This window comes from bacterium (genome assembly GCA_028820935.1).
Lineage (GTDB): Bacteria > Actinomycetota > Acidimicrobiia > Spongiisociales > Spongiisociaceae > Spongiisocius.
Genome location: JAPPHZ010000030.1, coordinates 105,793 through 130,407, shown reverse-complemented (window position 1 = coordinate 130,407; position 24,615 = coordinate 105,793). Strand labels below are relative to the sequence as shown.

Here is a 24,615-nt window from a genome sequence, read left to right as displayed (position 1 = left end):
AATGGCGTAGTTCATGTACCGGTTGTCAGTGCTTGGCAGTGGGCAACGTACGGCGGAGGTGGGACGGATTCAACCCCCTCTTGCCGGAACGCGAAAAAATTCTGGTGCCTTCGAACCGGATCCCGCGCTCTCCTCGGCCGATGGACACCGGACGAAAGCCGCTCGTGCGGACCTAGAATCGCGGTCCATGTCCGGCTACGTGGCCCCGCTCCGAGATGTCCGCTTCGCCCTCGAACACATCGCCGGCCTCGATCACGTCCTCGGCCTCGAACCCTTCCGGCACGCCGAGCCGGACGTGGTGGGCTCGCTGCTCGAAGAGTGCGCCCGCTTCGTCCAAGACCTGGTGGCGCCCCTCAACCGGATTGGGGACATGGAGGGGTCTACGATCGAGGACGGCCAGGTGGTCACCCCACCTGGTTTCCAGGAAGCCTACAAGGCCTACGTCAACGCCGGATGGGGAACGATCGGCGCACCGGCCCGGTGGGGTGGCGCCGACATGCCCCGCATCCTGGGAGTGGCCGTCGAGGAGCTCTTCACCTCTGCATGCCTGTCGTTCAGCACCGGTCCGCTGCTGACCTCCAGCGCCATCACCGCTCTCGCCGCCCACGGGACCGATGAGCAGAGAGACCTATACCTGCCCAAGCTGATCACCGGCGAGTGGTCGGCGACGATGAACCTCACCGAGCCTCATGCCGGATCCGATGTGGGCGCCCTGGACACCAGGGCCCATCCTGCCGGGGACGGCACGTACCGATTGGCCGGCACCAAGATCTTCATCACCTACGGCGACCACGACATGGCGAGCAACGTCATCCATCTGGTACTCGCCCGCATCGCCGGGTCCCCGCCCGGCACCAAGGGCGTCTCCATGTTCATCGTGCCCAAGTTGCTGCCGGACGCGAGCGGCGAACCGGGCGAGCGCAACGATGTCAAAGTGGTGTCTCTGGAGCACAAGCTGGGCATCAAGGCCACCCCTACCTGTGTGATGGTCTACGGCGAGGACCGGGGCGGCGCGGTCGGCTACCTCCTGGGAGGCCCCGATGAAGGCATGCGGAACATGTTCACGATGATGAACACCGCCCGGGTATCGGTGGGCATCCAAGGCATGGCCGTGGCGGAGCGGGCCTACCAGCAGGCGGCCGCCTACGCCAGAGAGCGGCGGCAAGGACGTGCGGTAGGCGCCACCGAGCCGATGTCGCCGATCATCGACCACCCTGACGTGCGCCGCATGCTGATGACCATGCGGTCCTACACGGAGGCCATGCGATCCCTGATCTACCGAGCGGCCATGCACCAGGACCTGGCCCATGCCGCGCCGGACGAGGATCAGCGCCGCCGCCACGCCGAGTGCCTGGCTCTCCTCACCCCCATCGTCAAGTCGTGGTGCACCGAGATCGGTGTGGAGGTGGCCTCGATCGGGATCCAGGTACACGGGGGTATGGGCTACATCGAGGAGACCGGCGCCGCCCAGCACTGGCGGGACGCCCGCATCACCCCGATCTACGAGGGAACCAACGGCATCCAGGCCATCGACCTGGTGACGCGCAAACTACCCATCGACGGCGGCCGGCTCGTCGGGTCGTACATCCGGTCGTTGTGGCCTTCCGTGACCTCCCTGCGCGAAGTCGGGTGGGATGGCGCGGCGGACAGCCTCGCCGCGGCTCTCTCCGGACTCGAGGATGCCACCGGCCGGCTGCTCGCCGAGAGCGACCGGCCCAACCGGGTGCTGGCCGGCGCCAGCCCCTACTGCCTCATGTTCGGGGGTGTGGCGGCGGGAGCGTTGATGGCGGAGGCCGGCGCGGCCGCAGTCGCCGCGGGAGACCGCCGGAAGCAGGCCACCTGCCGCTTCTATGTCGAACAACTGCTACCGCTCAGCACGGCCCTTCACGGCGCCGCTACCGGTGGGGACGAGATCCTGTTCGACATCGGTGCCGCCGACCTTTGATCCGGACCTGACCAGCGGGTGCGGTGTCCACGACGCGGCTCAGAACCCGGAGCGGGAGGGCGTCATGATCTCTACCGCTTCGGCGATGCTCCGCTTCACGGCCTGGAGTGGTTGAACCGGCTTGTCGCACAAGGTCTCCACCAGCTCCCGGACTGCTTCGTCGAGTTCTCCGGGAGGGACCACCCTGGTCAGGAATCCGGCTGCCTTGGCCTCCTGAGCGGTGAAGGGACGGCAGGTCATCGCCAATTCCCGGGCCAGGGAGGGCCCCAGCTCGCGAACCAACCGGGCAGCACCGCCCCAGCGAACCGGGACTCCCAGGTCGACCTCCGGAAGGGCGAAGTAGGTGTCCTCGGCGGCGACCCGCAGATCGCAAGCCGACGCCAGCACCACGCCACCCCCCACGACCGCCCCCCTCAGGACGGCCACGGTGACCGCAGGGATGGCGTCGAACGCGTCCATGACGGTCTGGCCGCCGTGGACGATCGCCCGGACCGGGAATCCGCAGTCCGGCTCCAGCATGCGCAGGTCGAGTCCCGAAGAGAACGCCCGGCCCCTACCCCGCAGCAGCACCACCTTGAGCGAGTCCCCCCGGGCCGACACCTCCGCCGCCGCCCTGGCCAGTTCGGTCAGCGTGGACACCGCCAGGGAGTTCAGGGTGTCAGGCCGCTCGATGGTGATCGTGGCCTGGAAATCGCCGCTATAGCTGATCGATACTTCGTCCATGCGGCTCCTGACACCTCCTGCCCGAGACCACCCTGCCCACCTTCCGACCGGCGGGCCGGCAGCGTTAGGCTCTGTTCCCCGGATAGGAGAGCCGGTGGTTGATCCCAAACTATTGAACTTCGACACGCTGAGCGTGCACGCCGGGCATCATCCCGATTCCGACCATGGCGCCCGCGCCATCCCAATTTATCAAACCACCTCCTACGTGTTCCGCGATGTAGAGCATGCGGCCGGCCTGTTCAATCTGGAACGGCAGGGCCACATCTACAGCCGGATCTCGAACCCGACCGTGGCCGCCCTGGAGGAGAGGCTGGCGGCGCTCGAGGGTGGGGTCGGGGCGATTGCCACCGCCTCGGGCATGTCCGCTCTGTTCCTGGCCATCGCCACCCTCATGGGCGCCGGCGACCACATCGCCTCCTCCTCATCCCTGTACGGAGGATCCAACAACCTGCTGGCCACCACCCTCCCCCGCTTCGGGATCCGGACCACGTTCGTGGATCCGCGGGACACCGACGGATTCCGGGACGCGATACGCCCCGAGACCCGGCTGGTGTACGGCGAGACGCTGGGCAACCCGGGCCTGGAGATCATGGATGTGGAGGCAGTGGCAGCCATCGCGCACGAGGCCCGGGTGCCCTTCATGCTCGACAACACGTTTGCCACTCCCTACCTGTTCCGTCCCTTCGAGTGGGGCGTCGACATTTCCTATCACTCCGTGACCAAGTTCATCGGTGGGCACGGGCTGGCCGTGGGCGGAGCGCTGGTCGACAGCGGACGGTTCGACTGGGAGGCCTCGGGCAAGTTCCCGACCCTCACGGAGCCCTATCCCAGCTACCACGGCCTCCGGTTCACCGAGGAGTTCGGAACGCAGGCCTTCATCATCCGCGGGCGGGTGGAAGGCCTGCGGGACTTCGGCGCGCCCCTGGCCCCGCAGAACGCCTTCTACATCCTCCAGGGCATGGAGACCCTGACTATCCGGATGCAGAGACACGTCGCCAACACCCGTGTGGTGCTGGACTTCCTCACCGGACGGGACGAGGTGGCCTGGATCACCCACCCCGACCTGCCCGAGCACCCCGACCACGCTCGGGCGGCCCGGTTGATGCCTGACGGGTGCGGCGCCATTCTGGCCTTCGGCATCAAGGGTGGGCGGGAGGCCGGCCGACGGTTCATCGAGCGCCTCCGCATCTTCTCGCACCTGGCGAACGTCGGAGATGCCAAGTCACTGGTGATCCACCCGGCATCGACCACCCATTCGACCATGAGTGCCGACCAGTTGGCCACGGCCGGGGTCGGAGAGGACCTGATCCGGCTCTCGGTGGGCCTGGAGGATCCGGACGACCTCTTGGACGACCTGGCTGCCGCCCTGCGAGCCTCCCAGCGGTAGGTCGGCGTGGAACTGGCCGTCCGGGGCTCCAGAGTCTCCGCCACCACCGGCGGTCGGGACCTCGACCGGGAGTCGCCGCTCCTCGTGTTCATCCACGGAGCGGCACTGGACAAGACCACCTGGCAGCTCCAGACTCGCTATTTCGCGCACCACGGCTTCTCGGTCCTGGCAGTGGACCTTCCCGGTCACGGCTCCTCTGACGGCCCGGCGCTCGGCGCCATCGAGGACTATGCCGACTGGGCGGCGGAGTTGGTGGATGCCGCGGGATTCGGCGAGGCCCACCTGGTGGGTCATTCGATGGGCGCGCTGATCGCCCTCGAAGCGGCGGCGCGCCATCCCCATCGAGTTTCCACGCTCACCATGTGCGGCGGCGCAGCTGCCATCCGGGTTCATCCCGGTCTGCTGGCCGCCTCCGAGCAGGGACAGCACCTGGCATACGAGTTGTTGTCCTCCTGGGGTCACGGCAAACCCTTCCACCTAGGCGGCCACCAGACGCCCGGCTTGTGGATGATGGGCGGCACCATCCGGCTGTGGGAGCGGGCACCCGCCGGGGTCCTGGCTTCGGACCTCCGCGCCTGCAATGACTACGCCCGCGGCGCCGAGGCCGCTGACCGTGTCCGGTGCCCGGCCCTTCTCATCCGCGGCTCGCTGGACATCATGACGCCGTCCCGGGCGGCGGCGCCTCTCCGGGAACGATTGGTCGTCCTACAGGAAGTCACCATCGAAGGCGCGGGCCATATCATGATGGTCGAGCAACCCGACCAGGTGATAGACGCCATCGCCGGTTTCCTGCCAGGCTGAGGTTCTCGATAAAGGTCCGGCTTCCGCCGCCTGCTACGACCTTCTACCTGAGGGACAAGGTGTGTCAGCCGGCGTCGAAAAGCACGCCTTGGGGGTCCGGTCTGACGTAACGTGGGATCCCTGTCCAGGGCATGTGGTCCATGAACACCCAGCTCCGGCGGTGGATGGCGGACGGACCCCATGCCTGCAGGGCGGCCTTGTGGGTCGGGCATGGGTAGCCCTTGTTGCTCTCGAAGCCGTAGTTCGGATAGTGGGCCGCGAGGCTGCGCATCATCCGGTCCCGCGTCACCTTGGCGAGGATCGAGGCGGCCGATATGGAAAGGGAGGTCGCATCCCCCCGGACCAGCCTGATGGTTCTCGCCCCACCCACGAAGTCCCAGCGACCGTCGACCAGGATGCGGTCGGGGGTCAGACCCAACCCGTCGAGCGCGCGGCGGGCGGCCAGGCGTTGGGCTTCCGACATGCCCAGCCGATCACACTCCTGGTGGTCGGCGTGGCCGGTCGACCACCGGACACACCAGCCGGCCACGCGATCGAACAAGGCCTCCCGCTCGGTTTCGGTGAGCATCTTGGAGTCGCGTAGCTTGTAGATGCGCCGGTCCTTCGGGATCACGGCTGCTCCAACCGTCAAGGGACCCGCCCAGGCACCCCTTCCGACCTCGTCCACACCCACGACCACCTCGTGTCCCACCTCCCAGAGCCGCCTCTCGACCCGAAGATTGGGGACCCGCTTCTTAAGAACCGGTCGGAGCTTGGGAACGGTGTTGGCCATCGGTTCAGACTACAAGCCTCCCGCCGCCGGACCGGCCCTTCACCGCGTCTCGCGGCATCCTCCTACTCCACCACCAGCGCGAACTCCTCCGCGTACAGGAGGTCCAGTTCCTCCGTGTATTCGAGGAGCACCAGCCGCTCCCGGGCCTGGAGCGTCGGATAGAGCGTCCGGTTGGCGGCGGTCTCGGGCATCAGGTACGAGAGCGACGCCGTGTTCGCGGTGGCCTCCCCGATATGGTCGGCCACGACCGCTCCCGTCCGAGGCTCGAGTAGGAAGTCGATGAAGGAATGGGCGCTGCACGGATGCTGGGACGTGACGGGAACGGCCATCGACTCCAACCAGATGGCGGCCCCTTCCTGGGGTATGACGTAGAGGAAGTCGTCCGAGTCGGGGGCAAGGGCCGCCAGGAAGTCATCCGACCGGCCTTGGGCAAGGTCGAGCCCCCCATCGGCCAACCTGGCTGCGTAGTCGTCAGAATCGAACCCCCTCAAGTGGGCCTTCGCCTCCGCCACCACCCGGCCGGCTTCCCGCACCTGGTCCCGGTTCGCCGAGTTCGGCGAGTATCCGAGGTAGAACATGGCGGCGGCCATGACGTGGCGGGGATCATCAAGGAGTGAGACCCGACCCGCGTAAATCCAAGCCTGGGAGAGATCGAAGATGAGCCCCCAGTTGGTTTCGGCGGTGTCGGGCACCACGTTGACATTCAAACCGATCCCGACCGTGCCCCAGACGAGCGGCACCGTGTAGAAGCCCTCGGTATCCGAATCCGGTCGGATGAGCTGGGTGTCGAGGTTCACCCGACCCGGCAAGGCAATCGGGTCGAGAGCGTGGAGCTGGCCTCCCCGCCAGAGAATCGCAGCCAGGTCCTGGCTGAGAATCACCACATCGAACGGGTCGGCACCTGCGGTCACGCGGGAGAGCATCTCGTCGTCGGTCTCGTAGAACAGCTCCTTGACGTCCACCGCGTAGCGCCGCTCGAACCGGTCGATGACCTGCGGTGCCATCTGCCCGGCGCGGCTGAGCAGAACCACCTCACCGTCGATCTGCCCGGACGCGCAGACCGGGGAAGGCACCTCCTCGGTCTGGTCGGATCCGAACCCGCAAGCCACCAGCGACGGGATGAGCAACGCCACAACCGCTTGGCGCCAGCGCCGGACCGGTCCGAGAACGCGAAAATCGCCGCGCCAAACCGGCGCTCCGCACCGGGCCCTCCCCCACCACCACCTTTCCTTTTTGGAGCGTGGTCGGCCATGCCCGGCTGGATGCCGGGATGAAGGCCCTTCGCTCCTAGAAGCTGAATGTTCCCTCGGGTCGGTCGAGCCAATTGGGAGAGCTCTCGACCGGCGCAGGTGCTTGGCGATAGGCAATGTATGGCGAGGGTGTGACAGTTTCAACCCCCATTCGGTAATGCTCACGATCTGTCCTCAGGACCGATCATCCCAGCGGGCGGCCCGCTCGAGGAAGACCAGAGGATCGGCCAGCCACTCGGCCAGTCCGATCCGACCCCCGTCGGTCAGCCAGGCGATGGCCACGTTGATCTGTTGCAACAGCCGGGTGTCGCCTATGTCGACCACGAATCCCCCTCGTTCCGGGCGGGAGTCGAGGGCGGTCACCACGAAGGCATCATCCGAAGAGGCCGCCGCGAGCGTGTTGCCCACGGTACCTCGGGCTATGGCGTCGATCGTGCCGTCGGCCAATGCGGCCAGGAGCTCCGGCTCCCCGACCTCCGCGCCGGGCTCTTCCCCCAGGTAGAGAATCTGCGGCCGGTCGGGATCGGCCGCGATGAGGCGCTTGCGGGCCGCCAACTCCGGTGAGGCACGGGCGGCGCTGATGGCGAGGTAACGGTCCGTCTCGACCGTTACCCAACCGGATGGCGTCTCGATGCGGGTACCGGCCGCCAGGCCTCCGTCCTCGTCGGCCACCCCCAGAAGCTGGAGCAACCTGGCCTCCCCGGTCGTATTGGGGAGGACTCCCACGACATCCGTGGGTAGGAGCGCCTCGTGATCGGGCAAACGGCGGGCGTCTTCGGCGCGAACCAGGAGTGACTGGGTGAAATCGATGTGGCCGTCGGTGAACGCCACGACCGCCTTGCCGGACTTGTCACGGGTGCGAGCCTCGAGGATGGTGATGCCCCCGCCGGCAAGATCGAACTCGGCGCCGGCCGCCCTCAGCCAGATGTCGGTCCATTGGGGGATGGCGGTCCGGTTGAACCGGAGGCCATAACCCTCGATCGCCTCGACAGCGGTCAGAAGGTCGGCTTCGTAGCCGACGTGAACGTTGAAGTCGGGCGAGGCGGGATCGGCGTCCGCCGACGAGCTGACCGGCTCGAAGAAGGCGTAGAAGCCCACCTCGACAACACGATCCCCACTCCCTGCCGAGCAGCCTGACCCGGCCAGCGTGAGGAGGACCGCCAGCGCCATGAGGAGGCCACCGGCCGGGCGCCGGGTCAGCCGGGGGGCCAACTCAGCCGTCGGCCACCCAGGACGTGGAAGTGGAGATGATCGACCGACTGTCCCCCTTCCTCGCCGATATTGGTCACCACTCGGTAGCCCGACTCGGCCACGCCCTCCTGTTCCGCAACGGCCGCGCACACGCTCAGGAGATGGCCGACGAGAGCCTGATCGTCCGCTGCGGCGTGGGCGAGGCTTTGAACGTGCCGGCGTGGGATGACCAGTACATGGACCGGCGCCTGGGGAGCTATGTCTCGGAAGGCGACGGCAAGCTCGTCCTCGTAGACGATGTCGGCAGGAATCTCTCCCCTCAGGATCATTCCGAATACCGTGTCGTTGTGCTGCTCAGCCACGCGCCATCGCTTCCTTCCACTGGTCCACGGGCATCCGTTCGCCCTCCTCCACCAACATGACCGGAATGGTGCCCTCGATCCGGTAGCGCATCCTGGTCTCCGGATCGGTCGAGACAAGAGCGCCGTCTATCTCCTTGAGAGATGCCTTGCTGAGAGGGCACACCAGGATGTCCAACAGCAGCGGATCGATTGCCATGGGTCTGAGTATCGCACGTCTCGGACGGGGTACGGTTGGCTCGGGCCGTCACACCTGCCACCATGCAGCCGGATCATGAGTAACGACATCGCTCATCGGGTGCAGGACACCCTGGCGGCCCTCCGAGCCGACTTCACGGTCATCGACATCGACCCGGCGTTCACCCACACGGCGGACTTCTGCGCCCGGTACGGCTACTCCCCGGAGCAATCGGCCAACGCCATCGTGGTGGCTTCGAAGCGTCCGTTGGGGCACAACGCTGTCTGCCTGGCAACCGCCACCACCCGACTCGACGTGAACCGGCGCGTCCGTGGCCTCCTCGGGGTCCGGAAGCTGTCCTTCGCCCCGGCCGAGTTGACGATGGACCTGACCGGCATGGAGATCGGCGGGGTGACCCCCTTCGGGCTTCCGGATGACCTTCCGGTCTATGTGGACGCCCGGATCATGTCGCTGGACGAGATAATCGTGGGCGGGGGAAACCGCTCCACCAAGATCTCCGTCAACCCGGAGGTGTTCGTCCGGATGCCGTCGGTCAGCGTCATCGAGGACCTGGCTAATCCCCTGCCCGAGCCTTCCGCCGGCGGCCCGGCCTGAGCTCTCTACGCATCAGGGCCACGTAGCCGATGACGGCGACGGCGCCGAACGAGAACCACTGCACGGCGTAGGACAGGTGGGATCCTTCGCCGGCCTCGGGTAGAGGGACGGGGATGGGAAGGCGGTCCGCATCGTCCGGCTCGACCAGCTGTATCCAGAACGGCAGCAGCGTCGACTCCACCTGCTGCTGTATCCGGTCGATGTCGATCCGGGCCACGGTGTCGAGCAGTCCGGGGGGCTCTGCCCGGCCCAGCGCGGGTCTCTCCTGGTCGGCCCGGACCAGGCCGGTCAACTCGATCTGCCCCGACTCGCCGTAAGCATCCGCAATCGGGCCGATCTCGGAGCCGATGGGGAACCAGCCGACGTTCACCAGGACGGCGGCCCCGTCGTCCAACTCCATCGCATAGACACCGTGCACCCCGGCCTGCCCCCTGACGACCTGGGAACGGACCAGCACCCGGCCCCGGTCGGTCAGCCTTCCCGTGGCAGTCACTCTCGTGTGCTCGTAGTCGGCCGGGTCGACCTCTATCCCCTGCTCCGGCCGGAGTCCGGCTCTCAGGTCCTCGAGCGGGATCGGCTCGCGGGCCAACCTGGCGATCAGGACGGCGTTGGACGCCCGCCGCTCCTCCAGACGGCTCAGCTGCCAGAACCCCAGGAATACGCAGGCGACCGCCACCACGACCACCAGGACCGAGAAGACAATCCATCGGGGACGAACTGCAATCCGCACATTTCCATTATCCCGTTCCGGAGTGCATAGCCCGCAATCGATACCGCCGCTGTCCCTGGTGGCCGTTGCGTGTGCGGTCCCTCCGCCTGCGTTGCAGGCGCCTGACTCAGGCGGTCGACCTGATCTCGCCGAGCACGACCTCGGTCGCTACCACCTCGACCCGGCTGTGCCGGCCCTCCGCGTCGGTCCAGAAGCGTCGATGCACCTGCCCGACCACGTCGACGGGAGTGCCGCGCTCGGCCTCGATGACCGCCGCATCGGGTTCCCAGACCGTTACCGGGATGACGTCGGTCCTGGTTCTCGGAGCGGACAGGCGGATCGTCACCAGCAGGCGGGCCAGTGACGCCCCAGATCCGAAGACCCGATGCTCCGGTGCGGTGGTCAGCACGCCTCTCAGGACAACCTCGTTGCGGTCGTGCCGCTGCGTGTCCTCGGGCTTGGCTGGATTGTTGCTCTTGACCATGAGTTTGGCTCCTTCGCCTCAGGGAGAAGTGCGATAGGTAGAGCAATGTATGGGGTGGGTGTGACAGGAATACGTATGACTAACTAAATCAGCGGTACAGATAGGTGATCCGGGCTAGCTCCGTCCCGACCTGGCTTCCTCCACCTGCCGGATCAACTCCTCTAGTCCGGGCATCTCCGGATCCGCCCGGCGGATCGCCTCGGTCAACTGGGCGGCCGGGTCCGTCTCCCCCATCGCCAAGGCGGCCCGGGCAGCCACGAACCAGCACCGCCTCTCGTACGGTTGGGCATCTCTGGAAAGGCGATCCGGTCCGGTGATCGTCCACGCCTCGGCGGCCCTCCCCGTGTCGAGCAGGTACGAGGCGTAGACGACCCTCGCCTCGGCCTCGGTGGGACGGTTGCCGCCGAGTTCCACGAAGCGGCCCCACGTCACTTCGACATCGCGGTCGCGCTCCAATGCGCGGAGAGAATCCATCTCGACCGGCATGTGGGTGGTGTCCCCGGTCAGTCTCCGGTAGGCGCGCAACTCGGCCAGGGCCTCGTCCCACTCCTCGCACCGGTAGGAGCTGAGCCCGAGCAACTCGCGGATCGTGGATGACCGCGGGCTGAGCTGCTTGGCCTCCATCAGCTTGCGGCGTGCGGCCGGGAATGCCTCGTTCCCGTAGGAGTCGACCGCTTCCGATAGCAGCAGCAGAGCGGCATCCCGGCGATCCTTCCGGGTGGCCCGGTGGATCTCATCTCGCATCCAACGCGGCAGGTTACGAACGCCCACTCCGGCGTGGGGGGGCTTGCGATCCGGCCGCCGCCCGCCTGTGTCCCGCTCCGACCGGCCGGGGCGCCCCGCCGGATTACGTTCGCTCCGGGAGCGGGAACCTGATCCGGAGCGAGCGGATCTCGGACCCTTCGACCGGGGCGCAGAAGCCCGCCCGGACTTGGACCCTCGACCCGGCACCGGCTTTGATCCCCGCTTGGGACCCGGCCCGCCCCTACGCCGGGAGGACGAGCTTCCCGGACGCCCGGATCGCCCGCCTGGTCCCGGACCGCGGCGTTTCCCCTTGCTCCCTTGCCGGCCGGGCCCGCTAGGACGTGAGGAACGGCGAGGAGGCCCGGATCCTGATCGGTCTCGACGGCGGTTGGTCACGACTGGCCCCTTTCCGGGCACTCGGAGTTACGCGGCACGGGCTCACCATGGGTTCCGAAGTGAGCCCGTGCTGATCAGGAAGGCTAACGAAGATCGTGGACTTCGTAGACCACTAATCGGACCCGACTTCGACAGCTTCCGTCCCGGCTTCCTCGGGGTCTGTGATCCCGACCGCTGCCAGGACCTTCGCCTCGAGCACCATCGCCAGGTCGGGATTCTCACGCAAGAACCTCTTCGCCTTCTCGCGGCCTTGTCCCAGCTGGTCACCCTCGAACGTGTACCAGGCGCCGCTCTTCCTGACGATCCCGACGGTCACCGCCACGTCGAGAAGGCTGCCCTCGCGGGAGATGCCCTGCCCGAACATGATGTCGAACTCGGCCATGCGGAAAGGAGGCGCCAGCTTGTTCTTGACCACCTTCACCCGCGTCCGGTTGCCGATCTGTTCCCTACCGTCCTTGATCGCTTCGATGCGACGGATGTCCAGGCGCACGCTCGAATAGAACTTCAGGGCCCGGCCACCGGGCGTGACCTCCGGGGAGCCGAACATCACTCCGATCTTCTCGCGGAGCTGGTTGATGAAGACGGCGGTGGTCATCGATCGGTTGACGTTGGCGGTCAGCTTGCGCAGGGCCTGGGACATCAGCCGGGCCTGGAGGCCCACATGGGTGTCGCCCATCTCCCCCTCGATCTCGGCCCTGGGCACCAGCGCGGCCACCGAGTCGATCACCAACACATCGAGAGCGCCGGAGCGGATCAGCGTATCGGCGATTTCCAGGGCCTGCTCGCCTGTGTCGGGCTGGGAGATCAGGAGCTCGTCGATATCCACGCCGACCGCCTTCGCATAGACGGGGTCAAGGGCATGCTCGGCGTCCACGAAGGCGGCCAGCCCTCCGTTGCGCTGGGCCTCGGCCACGATATGCAGGGCGAGGGTGGTCTTCCCGCTCGATTCGGGACCGTACACCTCGACGATACGGCCCCTGGGTACTCCCCCGATCCCCAGGGCCAGGTCGAGGGACAGCGCCCCGGTGGAGATATGGGCGATCTTCTGGTGGGCGGTCGAACCGAGTCGCATGATGGATCCCTTGCCGAACTGCCGCTCGATCTGCGACATGGCCGAGTCCAGAGCCTGCGTCCGTTCCTTGTTCTTCATCGGTTACTCCTTCGTGTCATCGAGCCGACGGGTTCGTGCCGGGCCTGTACCAAGACCAAAGGTAAGGAGAGGCTGTGACAGAAACCGCCGGTCCTCCCGCTTCGGCCGGGCAGGACCCGGAATTCCGACCCGATATACACCAATTACACCTGCCGAACTACAGTCGTGTTATCCACAGCCAAGGTTAGTGGATCTTCCACAGACAGACCACCGCACTTCCGGGATGACACGAACACATGTTCGTATCCTACACGGTGAGCAAGCGGAAGGCCGGCATTTCCGGCCAACCACCCCGGCTCAGGCCAGCGAGAACCTCTCCAACGGGTGGTAGGTGGTGCGGGGACCCTCGGTGCGGCTCAGGTAGAACACCACCTCGCCGGCGCGGGCGGGAATCCCGGCAGGAGCGGCGACAACCGCACGGAGGTCTGCGGGGGGCCGGATCCTCGCCAGGGTGAGATGAGCCCGAAAGGGACGTTCCTCGTGACCGAAACCGGCCGACGCCACCGCCTCATCGACCACCGAGGCCAGCACGGACAGCCTGCCCTCGTCGCGCTCCAGCCCGGCCCACGCCACCGTCGCCTTGCGCGGCCTCGGAAAGACCCCGAACCCGCCGATCCGGTACGGGAAGGCCGGGCCGAGATCGGCGGCGTCAAGCGCCGCCATGATCCGCTCCTTCCCGACCTGGTCGGCCCGCCCCACGAACCGCAAGGTCACGTGGAACTTCTCCGGCTGCACCGGCCGGCCGGGCAGGTTCAGAGTGTCACGCCAATCCCGCACGGCGAGGCGGATCTCCGAAGGGATGGACAGCGCCACGAAGCAGCGCACCGGGGATCCGGCGCTCACTCCTCCCACCACTCGCCCAGGATGCCGAGCCGGGCCAGCTGGAGAACCGTGGTGGTTGCATAGGCGCGGACCCTCTCCCGGTCTCCGGGCATCCGCAGGAGCTGCGATCGGGTGTCGAGAGGAGTGCGCACCGCCACGGCAACCGTCCCCGGTGGATGGCCCAGGTAGTCCGGACCGGCCACGCCGGTGGTGGCGACCACCACGTCGACGTCCAGGACCGCGGACGCTCCCTCCGCCATCGCCTCCGCGGTCTCGGGCCCGATCACCCCATGGGCTTCGATGATCTCCGGAGGCACGCCCAGGATGTCCCGCTTCACATCGGTGGCGTAGGCGATGACGCTTCCCCGGAACACCTCCGATGCCCCCGGAAGGAGGCTCAGCCGGGCGGCCACCATCCCGGAGGTGACCGACTCGGCCGTGCCGATGGTCCATCCTCTCACCCGCAACTCGTCGAGGAGGATCTCTTCGAGCGTCTCCTCGTCGGTAGCGAAGACCGACTCCCCCAGCCGCCGGCGCACCTGCTGCTCGAGCGGTCCGATGAGCTCCCCGGCCTCCTTCTCGGACCCCGCCTTGGCCGACAGGCGTACCTTCACCTCACCGGCCGAGGCGAGGAAAGCCACCGACGGGTTGGACGAGGCGTGGTACAGGTCATCGAGCAGCACCGCCACCGCCGACTCTCCGAGACCCCAGGTGCGCAGTACCCGGCTCACCAGGATCTCCCCGGCGCCGGTGGCCTTGCGGAGCCGGGGCAGGACATGGTCGTCGAGCATCATGTACAACTCGGCGGGAACTCCCGGAAGGGCGAACAACAGCACCCCGTCGTGCTCCAGGAACAGGCCGGGAGCGGTCCCACGGGGATTGGGGAGCTGTTCTCCACCCTCCGGATACTCGGCCTGGCAGAGGTTGCTCTCGGGAAACGGCCGGCCCAGGTGATCCCAGAAGGACCTCAGTCGGGCGGCCTGCTCCTCGCTGAACAGCATCCGGCGCCCGGTCGCCTCGGAGATGGCGTCCCGGGTGATGTCGTCCTGGGTAGGCCCTAGGCCGCCGGTGATGATCAGGGCGTCGGCCCGTGAGAAAGCGGTCCGGATGGCATCCACCATGCGGTCGTGGTTGTCGCCCACCACCACCTGGTAATGGGCGTCCAGACCCAGTTCCGCGAAACGCTCCCCCAGGTAGGCGGCGTTGGTGTTGACCGTCTGGCCCAGCAGGAGCTCGGTCCCGACCGCCAGCACTTCGACGATCACTTCGCCCTCCCCGACCCGACCGGATCCTCGATGGCCCGGGAGCGGACCTCACCGGTGAGGTCGGTCTCGTAGCTGCCGGTTATCTCGACCTCCAGCCACTCGCCGGGGCTTCCGTAGTCCAGGCAGATCATCCCGTCGATATCAGGCGCCTCCCGGTAGGAACGCCCCACGGGCACTCCGTCCTCCACCTGGTCCACCAGCACCTTATGCCGCCTCCCCACCTGCTCGGCGTTGCGCCGGGCCGTGATCCCCTCCTGGACCCGGCTCAGCTCCCGCACCCGGTCGGTGACCTCGTCCGGATCGATCCGTCCCGGCAGGTCGACGGCCGCCGTGCCCGCCTCGGGCGAGTAGGGGAAGAATCCGGCCCAGTCGAGTTCGGCCTCGCCCAGGAAGTCGATCAGCTCGTCCACATCCTCATCGGTCTCGCCCGGGTAGCCGACGACGAACGAGGACCTCAGCGCAGCATCCGGATCCGCATCCCGGATCCGGGTGATGAGACGCAGGTGGCTGGCGGTGCTCCCGGGACGGCGCATCGACCGGAGGAGCCGGCGGGACGCGTGCTGGAGGCTGAGGTCGAAGTAGGGCGCCAGCCTGGGGTTGGTGACCATCTCCTCGATCAGGGGAGGTCGGATCTCGGTGGGGTACAGGTAGAGCAGGCGGATCCGGACCAGCTCATCGACATCGGAGACGAACCGGAGCAGGTCGACGATGGTGTCACGGGTCGCCACCCCGATGTCACGCCCGTAGGCGGCCAGATCCTGGGCGACCAGGACGATCTCCGACACACCCGCCCGGCACAGCCCACCGATCTCGTCCCTGATAGAGGTGGGACGCCGGGAGCGTTGGGGGCCCCGTATGAGCGGTATGGCGCAGAAGGCGCAGGTCTTGTCGCATCCTTCGGCGACCTTCACGTACGCGTAGGGGAAGACCGGGGTGGGCCGGTGCGCCAGATCGAGGATGTCCATCGGTGAGCGCCGTGGACCTATCCGGACCGGCGACCAATCGGTCATCGAGTCGAGCATGCCCACCAGCTCGCCGTAGCGGTCCAGGCCGACCACCGCATCGACCCCGGTCAGCGCCTCCTCCAGCTCGGTTCCGAAGCGTTGCGCCATGCAGCCCATCACCACCAGCCGGGCGCCTTCTGCCCGGGCGTCCTCCAGATCGAGGATGGTCTCGACCGACTCGGCTCTGGCAGCCTCGATGAACGCGCAGGTGTTGACCATCACCACATCCGCCTCCTCGGGAGACCCGGCAGAGCGGTAGCCGGCTTGGTGGAGCATGGCGGAGACCTTGTCGGAATCGACCTGGTTCTTGGAGCAGCCAAGGGTGGTTATGTGGATGCTGGGGCTGGTACTCGACCTCACGGGCGGGAAGTCTAGGAGGGTGGCTGGATTGCCCCGCGGCCGCTCAGAACGGTTGCGGGCCCGCCTCTCCGTTCTCCTCCTCCTCGGCCGGTTGCTCCACGGGGGGACAAGTGTTGCTGATCACGCAGGGATGGGCCTCGATAATGGCGCGGACCGGTCTGTAACTGACCCACCACGACTGATCCCTATCCCGGCCATTGACGGTCACGGTCCGGTCGACGCGCACAGTCCAGCCTTTTCGAGCCGGCTCGATCACGATCGACTCACCGATCCGCAGATCCGGGTTGGAGATATATCTGGTCGAGGGCGGGTCGACGTAGCCGTAGGGACGGGAGACCTGGCCGGTAACCACGCGGGCGTCCGGACCGCCTTGCGTCACCACGTCCAGGGTGTGCCAACCGTCCTTCCACTCCCCCATCACCGCCCTGCCGTCGTTGTCCCCGTACAGTTTCACCGTCAGGGAGGTGTCCGTGTAGTCGCTCACCACCAGGACCGGGCTCCCGGTGTCGTTCCGGAACACCAGGTCGATGTAGGGGTAGTAGAGGGTTCCCTCGATACCGGGCGGGTAGCGCGGGAAGTACACGCTGTGAGCCCGGGAGTAGCTACCGATGAAGCCTCCCCAGAAAATGGCGTTGTACATGGTCGCCGCGTACTGGCTGATTCCCCCGCCGACCGAGTCGGACACCCGGTCACCCACCCAGGTATCCGCCGGCACGTAACCCTTCGCGGCGGTCCGCCGCCCTACCAGCCTGTTGAGGCTGAGCCGTTCGCCAGCGTCCACCACCACCCCGGTCACGGTGTCGGAGAAGAGTTCTAGGTTGGCAACCCGGGACTCGCAACAGTCGTGATGGATGGTGTACCCGGATATCAGGTGGAGGATCCCATGCTCCTCCGCCACCTCCTCGTAGATTGCGGGAGGCGCCAGGTCGAACGCCCTGGCCAGGACGGTGACCATCTCGACCCGGGTGACCGGTTGGCCGGAACAGAAGCGGAGCCCGTCCTCGGAACAGGCGGTCACCAGCCCGGCCGCCACCGCCGAGTCGATGTTCGGGGAATGCACCGTCCCGGCCAGGTCGATGAAGCCCACCTCCTCGGCAGGTCCCAGACCGAACGCCCTGGTGAGGAAGGTGGCCATCTCCCCCCTCGTTACCGGGCCGGAAGGGCAGAAGCGCGGCGGGATCAGACCGCATCCTTGAGTGATCCCCAACTCGGCGAGCCGCTCCGGGTAACCCGACCACCACGCCTCCCGGTCAACGTCGGTGAAACGGCCTGCCAGAGGACCGGGTTCGTCCATGTGGTCGACCGCCCTCACCAGCCAGACGGCCATGACCCATCGCTCGATCTGCTCGTCGGGACAGAAGCGCCGGGGTCCGCACTCGGTTCCACCCAGGATTCCGAGCGCGTCGAGCGCATCGATCATGGCGGCGTCGGGACCACCCGGCGGGACATCCGCGAACGGGCGGTCCGCCGCGGCGACGCTCGGTGGCGCCGTCGTTCCGGCCGCCGCCGGATACACGAGCATGGAGGTCAGTGCCAGCAACAGGCCGGCGACCAAGACCGGGGTTCGCCTCATCCTTACCGGTCGCCCGCGGGCACGGCGCCGGGAGCTAGCCCCAATTCTTCATGGTGGGGGTCTGAGCGGGTGAGGAGACTAGGAGCCTCGGGCCCCTGGCCTGGGACTATGACTATTGGTTGCTCCGTTCGGGTCTAGGCGCGACACGAATCCGCCAGGTTATGCAGGCCGCCTGCGAAGCTCAGTTTGAAGTGGCCTGAAAGCGCCGGTGTGTCGGAGACAGGAAGAATCAGGGCTGGGAACAGGTCAGACCTCTTGGAAGACAAAGCGAGCCAGCACTTCGAGGCGATCGCCGAAGCCGCCCGGATGCAGGTACCACAGGGTCGCGGCCACGGTGGACAGCATCGGGTTGCCGTCCTGGGGCGTGAAGCAGAACCCGACGATGCGGTTGCCTCCCCGCACCGCCAGCGTCTCGACCGGAACCACCGTCTGGCTGAGTATGCGCCCGTAGTAGCCGTGATCCCGCCCGAAGGAGAAGATCTCGCCGGCCGAACGCTTGTAGGTGACCGCAACCCTCGGGTTCTCCATGAGGCGCTCCTGGGCCTCCTCAACGGTGATCTCCCGATCCAGCACGATCTCGAAGTGCAGGGCGTGCATGTACTGGCTGTTGACCTTGATCGCCGACGAGAACAGGTCGAGGTCCTCTCCGATGGTCCGGAAGAGGTGGTGGGCATCCCGCGCGTGGTGGGTGCCGAATCTCCCCTTGGAATGGGTCCCTACCTCCGGAGACGGGATGAACCCGCCTGCCTGGCTGATGTCATTGGCCCGCCGGATACAGAGGAAGGACCCCTCGACTATGTGGTTGGTCCCGTCGGCGTCGAATCCGAGCGTCTTGAGCAGAACCGCGATGTTGTGCGTGTTGCATGACACGATGTGGAGGAACCGGTCCTCCTCCCGGTCGAGAGCCTGATCGTTGATGCCCCGGGCGTACATCTTGCCGAAGCCGAACTCCGAACCCTGGGCGAGGAAACCGCGGACGCCGGAGGCCTTCCCGTAGTACTTGTCCTTGTTCTCGTTGCCCGCCGGGGTGCAGTCGACCACCACCGTGGCCCGCTCGATGGCTTCCCAGGCCTCCAGCTTGGGAGCGTGACCCAGCTCCTCGAAGCCGGACCACCGATCCCGGTCGACCGAGAGATGAGCGCCCCGGCTCACCAGATCGTTCACCTTGCCCCGCTCACGCAGCAGGGGCGTTCGCTTGTGGAACGTCACCTCGTCGATGCCGAATGCTTCCTGGTTGTCGGCCATGAGACCGATCAAGGGTTCCCCGATGGTCCCCGTTCCAACGATATGCACGATCCTGGCCATTCAGAACTCCGCCTCCCGGCTATATCCGACGGGATCTCATAGTAGGCGGCCGGCAGCCGGATCGCACGACCGGGACGGGGCGGAGTCCCCGGCCGTCCGCCTCCTTTCGACGGGAGGCATGCGCAGGGCCGGCAGCGTGTACCTTTCACCTCTGAGCGGATCGGTATGGCCGGTCCCGCAGTACCCATCCGTCCTGGGAGCTTCCGTTGAACCCGCCCGACCTGCCATCGCCCGCAGACACCGGCCCGGCAATCCGCGAGCTGCGATCCGGGGAACGCAAGGCGGCGGTCGGGGTGATCAACACCGCGGCCGGTTGGTACCGCGAGTTCCTTCCGCCCGAGGAGCTGCAGGGTCCGGAGATGGACGAGTCCGGCTGGGATGCCGAGGCGGAGCGGATGACATGGTGGGGCGCCTTCTCGGACCATGGCCTGGTGGGGGTCACGGGTAGCGAGCCCATCGGGGACGTGGTGCTCCTTCGCCACCTGTACGTCCTTCCCGAGCACCAGCGAAGCGGTGTCGCCGGCGCCCTCATCCGCCATGTCGAGGCGTCTGCGCCCGGCTCCACCAGGATGATCGTGGCCGGCACCTACCAGGCCAACTACAAGGCCCGCGGCGTCCTGGAGAAGCACGGCTACCGGCCGGCCGGCGACTCCGAGTCCGTTCTCCGCACCTACTACGACATACCCGAGGACCGCCTCCTCGGCTCGATCGCCTACGTGAGGCGAGTGGGCCCGCCACGGCGATAGCCGGGAGAGAGATGGAGCGGGATTACGGGGTATCCTGGTCGGGATGGTCCCTGTGACACCGGGTTGGCTCGCCGCTACGGGCCCGAACCATCGCCCCAATACGTCCATCGTGCGGCCGACCGCGGGATCGATGCCTTGAGCGCCCTGTTGCGCATGTTCGGTCCGGCCTCCGGATACCGCCGGGATGACTGGCGGCTGCTGGGCCTGATGTACCTGGCCGGCCTGTTCCAGGGATACGTCCAGACCCAGGCCGTCAACACCCTCCCGTTCGTCCGGCTCGCGTTCGACCTGTCCAAGGCCGACATGAGCTACCTGTTCGCCGTCGCCCGCATCGGTTCCCTTGTAGCCGTCGTGTACGCGGTGTTCGGCGACCGCTGGGGACGTCGAGGACCCTTCCTGGCGGCGTACCTGATGCTCATGTTGGCCACCGGCGCCACGGCGGCGGCCTTCTCCCCCACCGTGTACACCGCCCTGCAAGTGGCCGCCCGCATGGGTTCGGCAGCGATGGCGATGCTCGCTACGGTCCTGCTGGCCGAGCGGGTCAACTGGAACAACCGGGCCTGGGCGATCAGCCTCTACTCCACCGCCGTGGCGCTCGGCTCCGGAGCGGGGCTCCTCGCCCTTCCGATCGCCCAGACCAGCGAGGCCGGTTGGCGCCTCCTGTTCGCGGCGTCGGTGGCCGGCCTTCCCATCTACCTCTGGTTGAGGGTGAGGGTCGAGGAGAGCAGGGTGTTCCAGTTCGACACCGGCGGTGGCAGCGTGTTCCCACCCCTGTTCGGTCGCTTCTCCGGACGTTTCTGGCTGGCCGGCATCTACAGCCTCTCGTTAAGCGCCTTCTCGGTGGTGGCGGTCACCTTCGCTCTCGAACGCCTCGTCAACGGTCTGGGCCTGACCTCCTCCGAGGCGGCGCGCATCCTGCTGATCGGAGGCACGCTGGGAGGAACCGGCTTCTTCCTCGGTGGGCGCATGGGCGACACTCTGGGACGCAAGCCGGCCATTCTCCTCTCGCTGGTCGTGGGGCTGGCGGGCGGGATCGGCTTCTACTGGACGTCGAGCCGGGACCTGCTCATCGTGGCCGCCACGCTGTCGGCCTTCGGTAGCTCGGCCGCCCTGCCCGTGAGCGCCGCCCAGCGGACCGAGCTGTTCCCCACGGCCATCAGGGCCACCGCCACCCAGTGGCTGCATACGGTGGCCGTGCTCGGGTCGATTATCGGCCTGACCATCGCCGGCACCACGATCGAACTCTGGGGCTTGCCGCTGACCGTGACCGCGCTGGGCGCGGGGGTGGTGGTAGCCATGCTCGCCCAACTCGTCATCCCCGAGACGTTGGGCGACGACATGAGTCACATGACCACCACCCGGTAGCGCCGGTACAGGGTTGCCAGGCGGAGGGCGTTCATGGTGAGCAGCGCCCACCAGACGGCGCTGATCGAATCCGCCATGACCATCAGCGAGCACGCCACCACCGCGGCGAAGACCATCGCCTTGGCCATGTACGCGAAGTCGGTGGCACCGATCATGATCCCGTCCAGCACGAAGATCAGGCCGTTGAGGGGCTGGCTCAGCGCGACGAACGGCATCAGGATGACTACGAGCGCAGCCACCGCCGGATCGGTGGTGAACCACCCGGGCAGGTCGTTGCGCACGAACCAGAAAGCCACCGCCAGGAGCACTCCCCAGCACAGTCCCCAGAAGAGCATCCGCTGGGAGAAGCGGCGGGCGGCCGCCCGGTCGGTGGCGAGATGGCCCGCCACCAGGTTCTGGGCGGCGATCGCTACCGCATCGACCACGAGGCTCAGGAAGATCCACACCTGCGCCGCCACCTGGTGGGCGGCCACCTCGGCGTCGCCCAGGCGAGCGGCGACCGCCACCGCGACGGTGAGTGCGGCCACGATCGCCGAAGTCCGCACGAAGAGGGCCGACGCGGCGCCGACCAGTTCCCTCAGGTCCGCCCACCGGGGCCGGACCCGGCGCAGGACCAGCCCGGTGTGCCCGGTCACGAAGAAGAACAGGAAGGCGCCGCCGCCCGCTGTCTGGGCGATCACCGAGGCGAACCCGGCGCCGGGAAGTCCCCATCCGAATCCGAAGATGAACAGGGGATCGAGAACCAGGTTGACGAGGCTCAGGCCGATGCTGATGAACATCGGGGTCCGGGTGTCGCCCACCCCCCGGTACACCGAGTGTCCGACGGAGATCATGAGGAGAGCAGGCAGGCCGAGGCCGCGGATCCGCAGGTAGGAGACCGCATGCGGCGCCACATCCGGCCCGGCGCCCATCAGGCCGACCAGCTGGGGGGCGGCCCCCTCGAGCAGGATCAGGCCGGCAGCCCCCAGCACCGCGGCCACTAACAGCGACTGGCCGGCCAACTGCGCCGCCCGGTCGTGGTCGCCGATCCCGATCGCCCGGGCGATGAGCGGGGTTCCGGCATAGGCCAGAGCGATGAAGACGAAGAACGCCAGGCCGAGAATGCCGGTCACCACCCCCATCGCCGCCAGAGGATCCTCGCCGAGCCGCCCCACGAAGGCGGTGTCGACCAGAGCCACCAGCGGCTCGGCCGCCAGCGCGCCCAGAGCAGGTACAGCCAGGCGGGCGATGGTGCGGTCGTCTTCGGTTATCCGGAACATGATGGAGCCCCGGAAGCTTATGCCGTCGACCGCCGTCGGCGCGCCTGCGGGGTCCGGACGTACATCTAACCTGCGAAGACTATGGCAAAAGGTGAGGCACGGGCGGACGGGACCGTCCCGACCGCAAGGCAACGGGGCTACGCCCGGCGTATCGTCAACCGGCTCGCCTCCCGATATCCGGAGATCAGCACGGCTCTCGCCTACACCAACCCCTTCGAGCTGCTGGTTTCGACGGTCATATCCGCGCAGACCACCGATGAGAACGTCAACCGGGCCACCCCGGACCTGTTCGCCCGCTGGCCGACCCCCGACGACCTGGCCGCCGCCGACCCCGAAGAGGTCGAGAGGGTGATCTTCTCCACCGGCTTCTACCGGCAGAAGACCCGCTCGATCATCGCCCTGTCACAGGACCTGGTGGAGCGGTATGACGGAGTCGTTCCCGATGAGATGGCCGAGTTGGTGACGCTGAAGGGTGTGGGGCGCAAGACCGCTTCGGTGGTGCTGGCGGAGGCGTTCGGCCAACCGGCCATCGCGGTGGACACCCATGTCCGGAGGATCACCAACCGGCTCTCGCTCACGACCGAGGACGACCCCACCAGGATCGAGCAGGACCTCAAGGCCCTCGTGCCGAAGCACGAGTGGCAGCATCTCTCGATGCGGATCATCCAGTTCGGCAGGGACGTCTGCAGCGCTCGCAAGCCCCGGTGCTGGGAGTGCGAGCTCGCCAGGCTGTGCCCGTTCGAGCCGAAGTCCCTCCCGCCGGACTGAGCCGGCCCCCGGCGTCGGCGGACCTGGTGCGGGTTATCGTGCAGGCCGCATGGACCTGGAGCGGTACATACTCGAGCGGTCAAGCGTCAGCGGTGAGATCATCAGCGCCGACACCTTCCTCAACCATCGGGTCGACCCCTCCGTCATGGTCGAGTTCGGCCGCCGGATAGCCGCCATCGCCGCACCGCTCCGGCCGGATGTCATCGTCACCGCCGAGGCGAGCGGGATACCTCCCGCCCTCACCGCCGCCTCGGAACTGGGGCTCCCCATGGTCTATGCCAAGAAGTACGTCCTGCCCGGGCCGAGGAAGGCGGTGAGCAAAGAGGTCAGGTCGGCCACGAAAGGCTTCGAGTACACGATCGAGATCCGCAGGCACGTGCTGGAGCCCGGCATGAGGGCGCTGATCGTGGACGACTTCCTCGCCCAGGGCCGGACCGCGGTGGCGCTGGGCGAGATCGTCGAGGAACTCGGTTGCGAGATGCTGGGGGCGGTGTTCGCCATCGAGAAGGCCTGGGTGGGCGCCCGCCGCCTGCTGGAGGAACGGGGTTGGCCGGTCTGGGCGGTCACCAGCGTGGTGTCGGTCGAGGGCGGCGTGATCCGTTTTGGCTGAACCTGTCCCGCCGATCGCCCCGATAGTCGATGCTCTCAGGCGACATACCGGCGACGGCTGCTTCGCCTGCGGGCGGTCCAACCCGATCGGCCTCCACATCGACAATTTCGACATCCGGGGGGAAGAAGTCGTGGCGACCTTCACCGCCCGCGACGACTTACAAGGCACCATCGGGAACCTCCACGGAGGGATCGCCGCCGTCGCCCTTGACGAGATCCTGGTGTGGGCCGGGATCCTCCAGGAGGAGGTCCTATCGGTCACGGGAAGGCTGGAGCTGCGCTACCGCCGGCCGGTCGGCGTCGCCGGGGAGATCGAACTGCGGGGCCGGGTCGAAGAACGCAGGGGCAACCGGCTGGTGATCAGTGGATCGCTCGACCCGGGCGACGGCGGCATGAGCGTGACCGCCAAGGGCCTGTATCTCGTCAGCCACACCATCGCCGAGATCATGGAGGAGGCCGGCTTATAGGAGGTCGGTTACCGGAGGCGGTCGGCCCACTCGGCTAGATCCGAGTAGCGGGATCGGGCGTCCGCATAGCGGCGGTCCTTTTCGACCCGGCTGACGATCCGGGAGATCACCCGGACGGCGGCGGCAACCATGAGCAGCCCGAGGCAGATGCGGGCCGCCACTGCCGGTCCGGTCAGGAAGGCGGTATCGCACCTCGCCAGACCGTCAGCGCACAGGCCGTATCCCGTACCACCGGTCAGCAGGCTGATCAGCATCACCAGGGGGATCACCGCCAGCAGCAGAGCGACCAGGATCAGCAACCCGCGAATCGCCTTCAGGAGACCTATCACAACCGGGCAGTTTATAGGGTCGAGGTGCTATCGCCTCGT

Annotated in this window: 26 protein-coding genes; 9 read left to right on the top strand and 17 right to left on the bottom strand. The window is 67.3% G+C overall.

Annotated features, from left to right (window positions below):
- Window positions 1–187 precede the first annotated feature (187 nt).
- Window positions 188–1,945, top strand: a complete 1,758-nt coding sequence (locus OXM57_08320; protein ID MDE0352683.1) for an acyl-CoA dehydrogenase — start codon at window positions 188–190, stop codon at window positions 1,943–1,945.
- A 39-nt stretch (window positions 1,946–1,984) separates the two neighbouring features.
- Here the strand turns inward: OXM57_08320 and OXM57_08315 are convergent, their stop codons facing one another.
- Window positions 1,985–2,668 (bottom strand): enoyl-CoA hydratase/isomerase family protein, encoded by a 684-nt coding sequence (locus OXM57_08315; GenBank protein MDE0352682.1) that lies wholly within the window; start codon window positions 2,666–2,668, stop codon window positions 1,985–1,987.
- 94 nt (window positions 2,669–2,762) lie between these two features.
- Between OXM57_08315 and OXM57_08310 the strand changes: the two genes are divergently transcribed.
- Window positions 2,763–4,055, top strand: coding sequence for an O-acetylhomoserine aminocarboxypropyltransferase (locus tag OXM57_08310; protein ID MDE0352681.1), 1,293 nt, complete (start codon window positions 2,763–2,765; stop codon window positions 4,053–4,055).
- Between the two features lie 6 nt (window positions 4,056–4,061).
- Window positions 4,062–4,856, top strand: coding sequence for an alpha/beta hydrolase (locus tag OXM57_08305; GenBank protein MDE0352680.1), 795 nt, complete (start codon window positions 4,062–4,064; stop codon window positions 4,854–4,856).
- Between the two features lie 64 nt (window positions 4,857–4,920).
- On the opposite strand, the gene OXM57_08300 is transcribed toward OXM57_08305, so the two are convergent.
- The 5 genes from OXM57_08300 to OXM57_08280 all read right to left on the bottom strand — a co-directional run bounded on the left by OXM57_08300 (window position 4,921) and on the right by OXM57_08280 (window position 8,627).
- Window positions 4,921–5,628 carry a ribonuclease HII gene (locus OXM57_08300; GenBank protein MDE0352679.1) on the bottom strand — a complete coding sequence of 236 codons (708 nt, stop codon included), beginning with the start codon at window positions 5,626–5,628 and terminating at the stop codon, window positions 4,921–4,923.
- 62 nt (window positions 5,629–5,690) lie between these two features.
- Window positions 5,691–6,761, bottom strand: a complete 1,071-nt coding sequence (locus tag OXM57_08295; GenBank protein MDE0352678.1) for a spermidine/putrescine ABC transporter substrate-binding protein — start codon at window positions 6,759–6,761, stop codon at window positions 5,691–5,693.
- A 291-nt stretch (window positions 6,762–7,052) separates the two neighbouring features.
- Entirely contained in the window at window positions 7,053–8,090 is a 1,038-nt protein-coding gene (locus tag OXM57_08290) for a transporter substrate-binding domain-containing protein (protein MDE0352677.1), read from the bottom strand.
- Window positions 8,075–8,398, bottom strand: coding sequence for a histidine triad nucleotide-binding protein (locus OXM57_08285; protein ID MDE0352676.1), 324 nt, complete (start codon window positions 8,396–8,398; stop codon window positions 8,075–8,077). Before OXM57_08285 ends, OXM57_08290 begins: the two co-directional genes overlap by 16 nt.
- Before the next feature lie 25 nt (window positions 8,399–8,423).
- Window positions 8,424–8,627 (bottom strand): hypothetical protein, encoded by a 204-nt coding sequence (locus OXM57_08280; protein MDE0352675.1) that lies wholly within the window; start codon window positions 8,625–8,627, stop codon window positions 8,424–8,426.
- A 75-nt stretch (window positions 8,628–8,702) separates the two neighbouring features.
- On the opposite strand from OXM57_08280, the gene OXM57_08275 reads away from it, so the two are divergent.
- The gene (locus tag OXM57_08275) at window positions 8,703–9,221 is read left to right on the top strand and encodes a hypothetical protein (protein ID MDE0352674.1); all 519 of its coding nucleotides are present in this window, start codon (window positions 8,703–8,705) and stop codon (window positions 9,219–9,221) included.
- Here the strand turns inward: OXM57_08275 and OXM57_08270 are convergent.
- From OXM57_08270 to OXM57_08230, 9 genes are all read right to left on the bottom strand, one after another.
- On the bottom strand, window positions 9,181–9,951 hold the full coding sequence (locus tag OXM57_08270) for an SURF1 family protein (protein ID MDE0352673.1): 771 nt from the start codon (window positions 9,949–9,951) through the stop codon (window positions 9,181–9,183). The two genes, OXM57_08275 and OXM57_08270, sit on opposite strands and share 41 nt — an antisense overlap.
- Before the next feature lie 106 nt (window positions 9,952–10,057).
- Window positions 10,058–10,414 carry a single-stranded DNA-binding protein gene (locus tag OXM57_08265; protein MDE0352672.1) on the bottom strand — a complete coding sequence of 119 codons (357 nt, stop codon included), beginning with the start codon at window positions 10,412–10,414 and terminating at the stop codon, window positions 10,058–10,060.
- 114 nt (window positions 10,415–10,528) lie between these two features.
- Window positions 10,529–11,158: a hypothetical protein gene (locus OXM57_08260; protein MDE0352671.1), complete on the bottom strand. Its 630-nt coding sequence runs from the start codon at window positions 11,156–11,158 to the stop codon at window positions 10,529–10,531.
- A gap of 508 nt (window positions 11,159–11,666) precedes the next feature.
- Window positions 11,667–12,704 (bottom strand): recombinase RecA, encoded by a 1,038-nt coding sequence (recA, locus tag OXM57_08255; GenBank protein MDE0352670.1) that lies wholly within the window; start codon window positions 12,702–12,704, stop codon window positions 11,667–11,669.
- A 297-nt stretch (window positions 12,705–13,001) separates the two neighbouring features.
- On the bottom strand, window positions 13,002–13,547 hold the full coding sequence (thpR, locus tag OXM57_08250) for an RNA 2',3'-cyclic phosphodiesterase (protein ID MDE0352669.1): 546 nt from the start codon (window positions 13,545–13,547) through the stop codon (window positions 13,002–13,004).
- Window positions 13,544–14,791, bottom strand: a complete 1,248-nt coding sequence (locus OXM57_08245) for a competence/damage-inducible protein A (GenBank protein ID MDE0352668.1) — start codon at window positions 14,789–14,791, stop codon at window positions 13,544–13,546. Before OXM57_08245 ends, thpR begins: the two co-directional genes overlap by 4 nt.
- Window positions 14,788–16,155 carry a 30S ribosomal protein S12 methylthiotransferase RimO gene (gene rimO / locus OXM57_08240; GenBank protein MDE0352667.1) on the bottom strand — a complete coding sequence of 456 codons (1,368 nt, stop codon included), beginning with the start codon at window positions 16,153–16,155 and terminating at the stop codon, window positions 14,788–14,790. The genes OXM57_08245 and rimO overlap by 4 nt, the downstream gene beginning before the upstream one ends.
- Window positions 16,156–16,198: 43 nt before the next feature.
- Complete coding sequence (locus OXM57_08235; protein ID MDE0352666.1) at window positions 16,199–17,728, bottom strand: VanW family protein; 1,530 nt, start codon at window positions 17,726–17,728, stop codon at window positions 16,199–16,201.
- A 246-nt stretch (window positions 17,729–17,974) separates the two neighbouring features.
- Window positions 17,975–19,033 carry a hypothetical protein gene (locus OXM57_08230; protein MDE0352665.1) on the bottom strand — a complete coding sequence of 353 codons (1,059 nt, stop codon included), beginning with the start codon at window positions 19,031–19,033 and terminating at the stop codon, window positions 17,975–17,977.
- 206 nt (window positions 19,034–19,239) lie between these two features.
- Here OXM57_08230 and OXM57_08225 point away from each other — a divergent pair, with 206 nt between their 5' ends.
- On the top strand, window positions 19,240–19,779 hold the full coding sequence (locus tag OXM57_08225) for a GNAT family N-acetyltransferase (protein MDE0352664.1): 540 nt from the start codon (window positions 19,240–19,242) through the stop codon (window positions 19,777–19,779).
- A gap of 135 nt (window positions 19,780–19,914) precedes the next feature.
- Window positions 19,915–21,144, top strand: a complete 1,230-nt coding sequence (locus tag OXM57_08220; protein MDE0352663.1) for an MFS transporter — start codon at window positions 19,915–19,917, stop codon at window positions 21,142–21,144.
- On the opposite strand, the gene OXM57_08215 is transcribed toward OXM57_08220, so the two are convergent.
- Window positions 21,123–22,403 (bottom strand): MATE family efflux transporter, encoded by a 1,281-nt coding sequence (locus OXM57_08215; GenBank protein ID MDE0352662.1) that lies wholly within the window; start codon window positions 22,401–22,403, stop codon window positions 21,123–21,125. The two genes, OXM57_08220 and OXM57_08215, sit on opposite strands and share 22 nt — an antisense overlap.
- Before the next feature lie 81 nt (window positions 22,404–22,484).
- Here OXM57_08215 and nth point away from each other — a divergent pair, with 81 nt between their 5' ends.
- Genes nth through OXM57_08200 form a run of 3 tightly spaced genes read left to right on the top strand, consistent with a single transcriptional unit; the run spans window position 22,485 to window position 24,247 of the window.
- Window positions 22,485–23,171, top strand: coding sequence for an endonuclease III (gene nth / locus OXM57_08210; protein ID MDE0352661.1), 687 nt, complete (start codon window positions 22,485–22,487; stop codon window positions 23,169–23,171).
- A 49-nt stretch (window positions 23,172–23,220) separates the two neighbouring features.
- A complete protein-coding gene (locus OXM57_08205; GenBank protein MDE0352660.1) occupies window positions 23,221–23,781 on the top strand; it encodes a phosphoribosyltransferase family protein in 561 nt (186 codons plus the stop codon).
- Window positions 23,774–24,247, top strand: a complete 474-nt coding sequence (locus OXM57_08200; GenBank protein MDE0352659.1) for a PaaI family thioesterase — start codon at window positions 23,774–23,776, stop codon at window positions 24,245–24,247. Before OXM57_08205 ends, OXM57_08200 begins: the two co-directional genes overlap by 8 nt.
- A gap of 8 nt (window positions 24,248–24,255) precedes the next feature.
- On the opposite strand, the gene OXM57_08195 is transcribed toward OXM57_08200, so the two are convergent.
- A complete protein-coding gene (locus OXM57_08195; protein ID MDE0352658.1) occupies window positions 24,256–24,546 on the bottom strand; it encodes a hypothetical protein in 291 nt (96 codons plus the stop codon).
- Window positions 24,547–24,615: the final 69 nt, after the last annotated feature.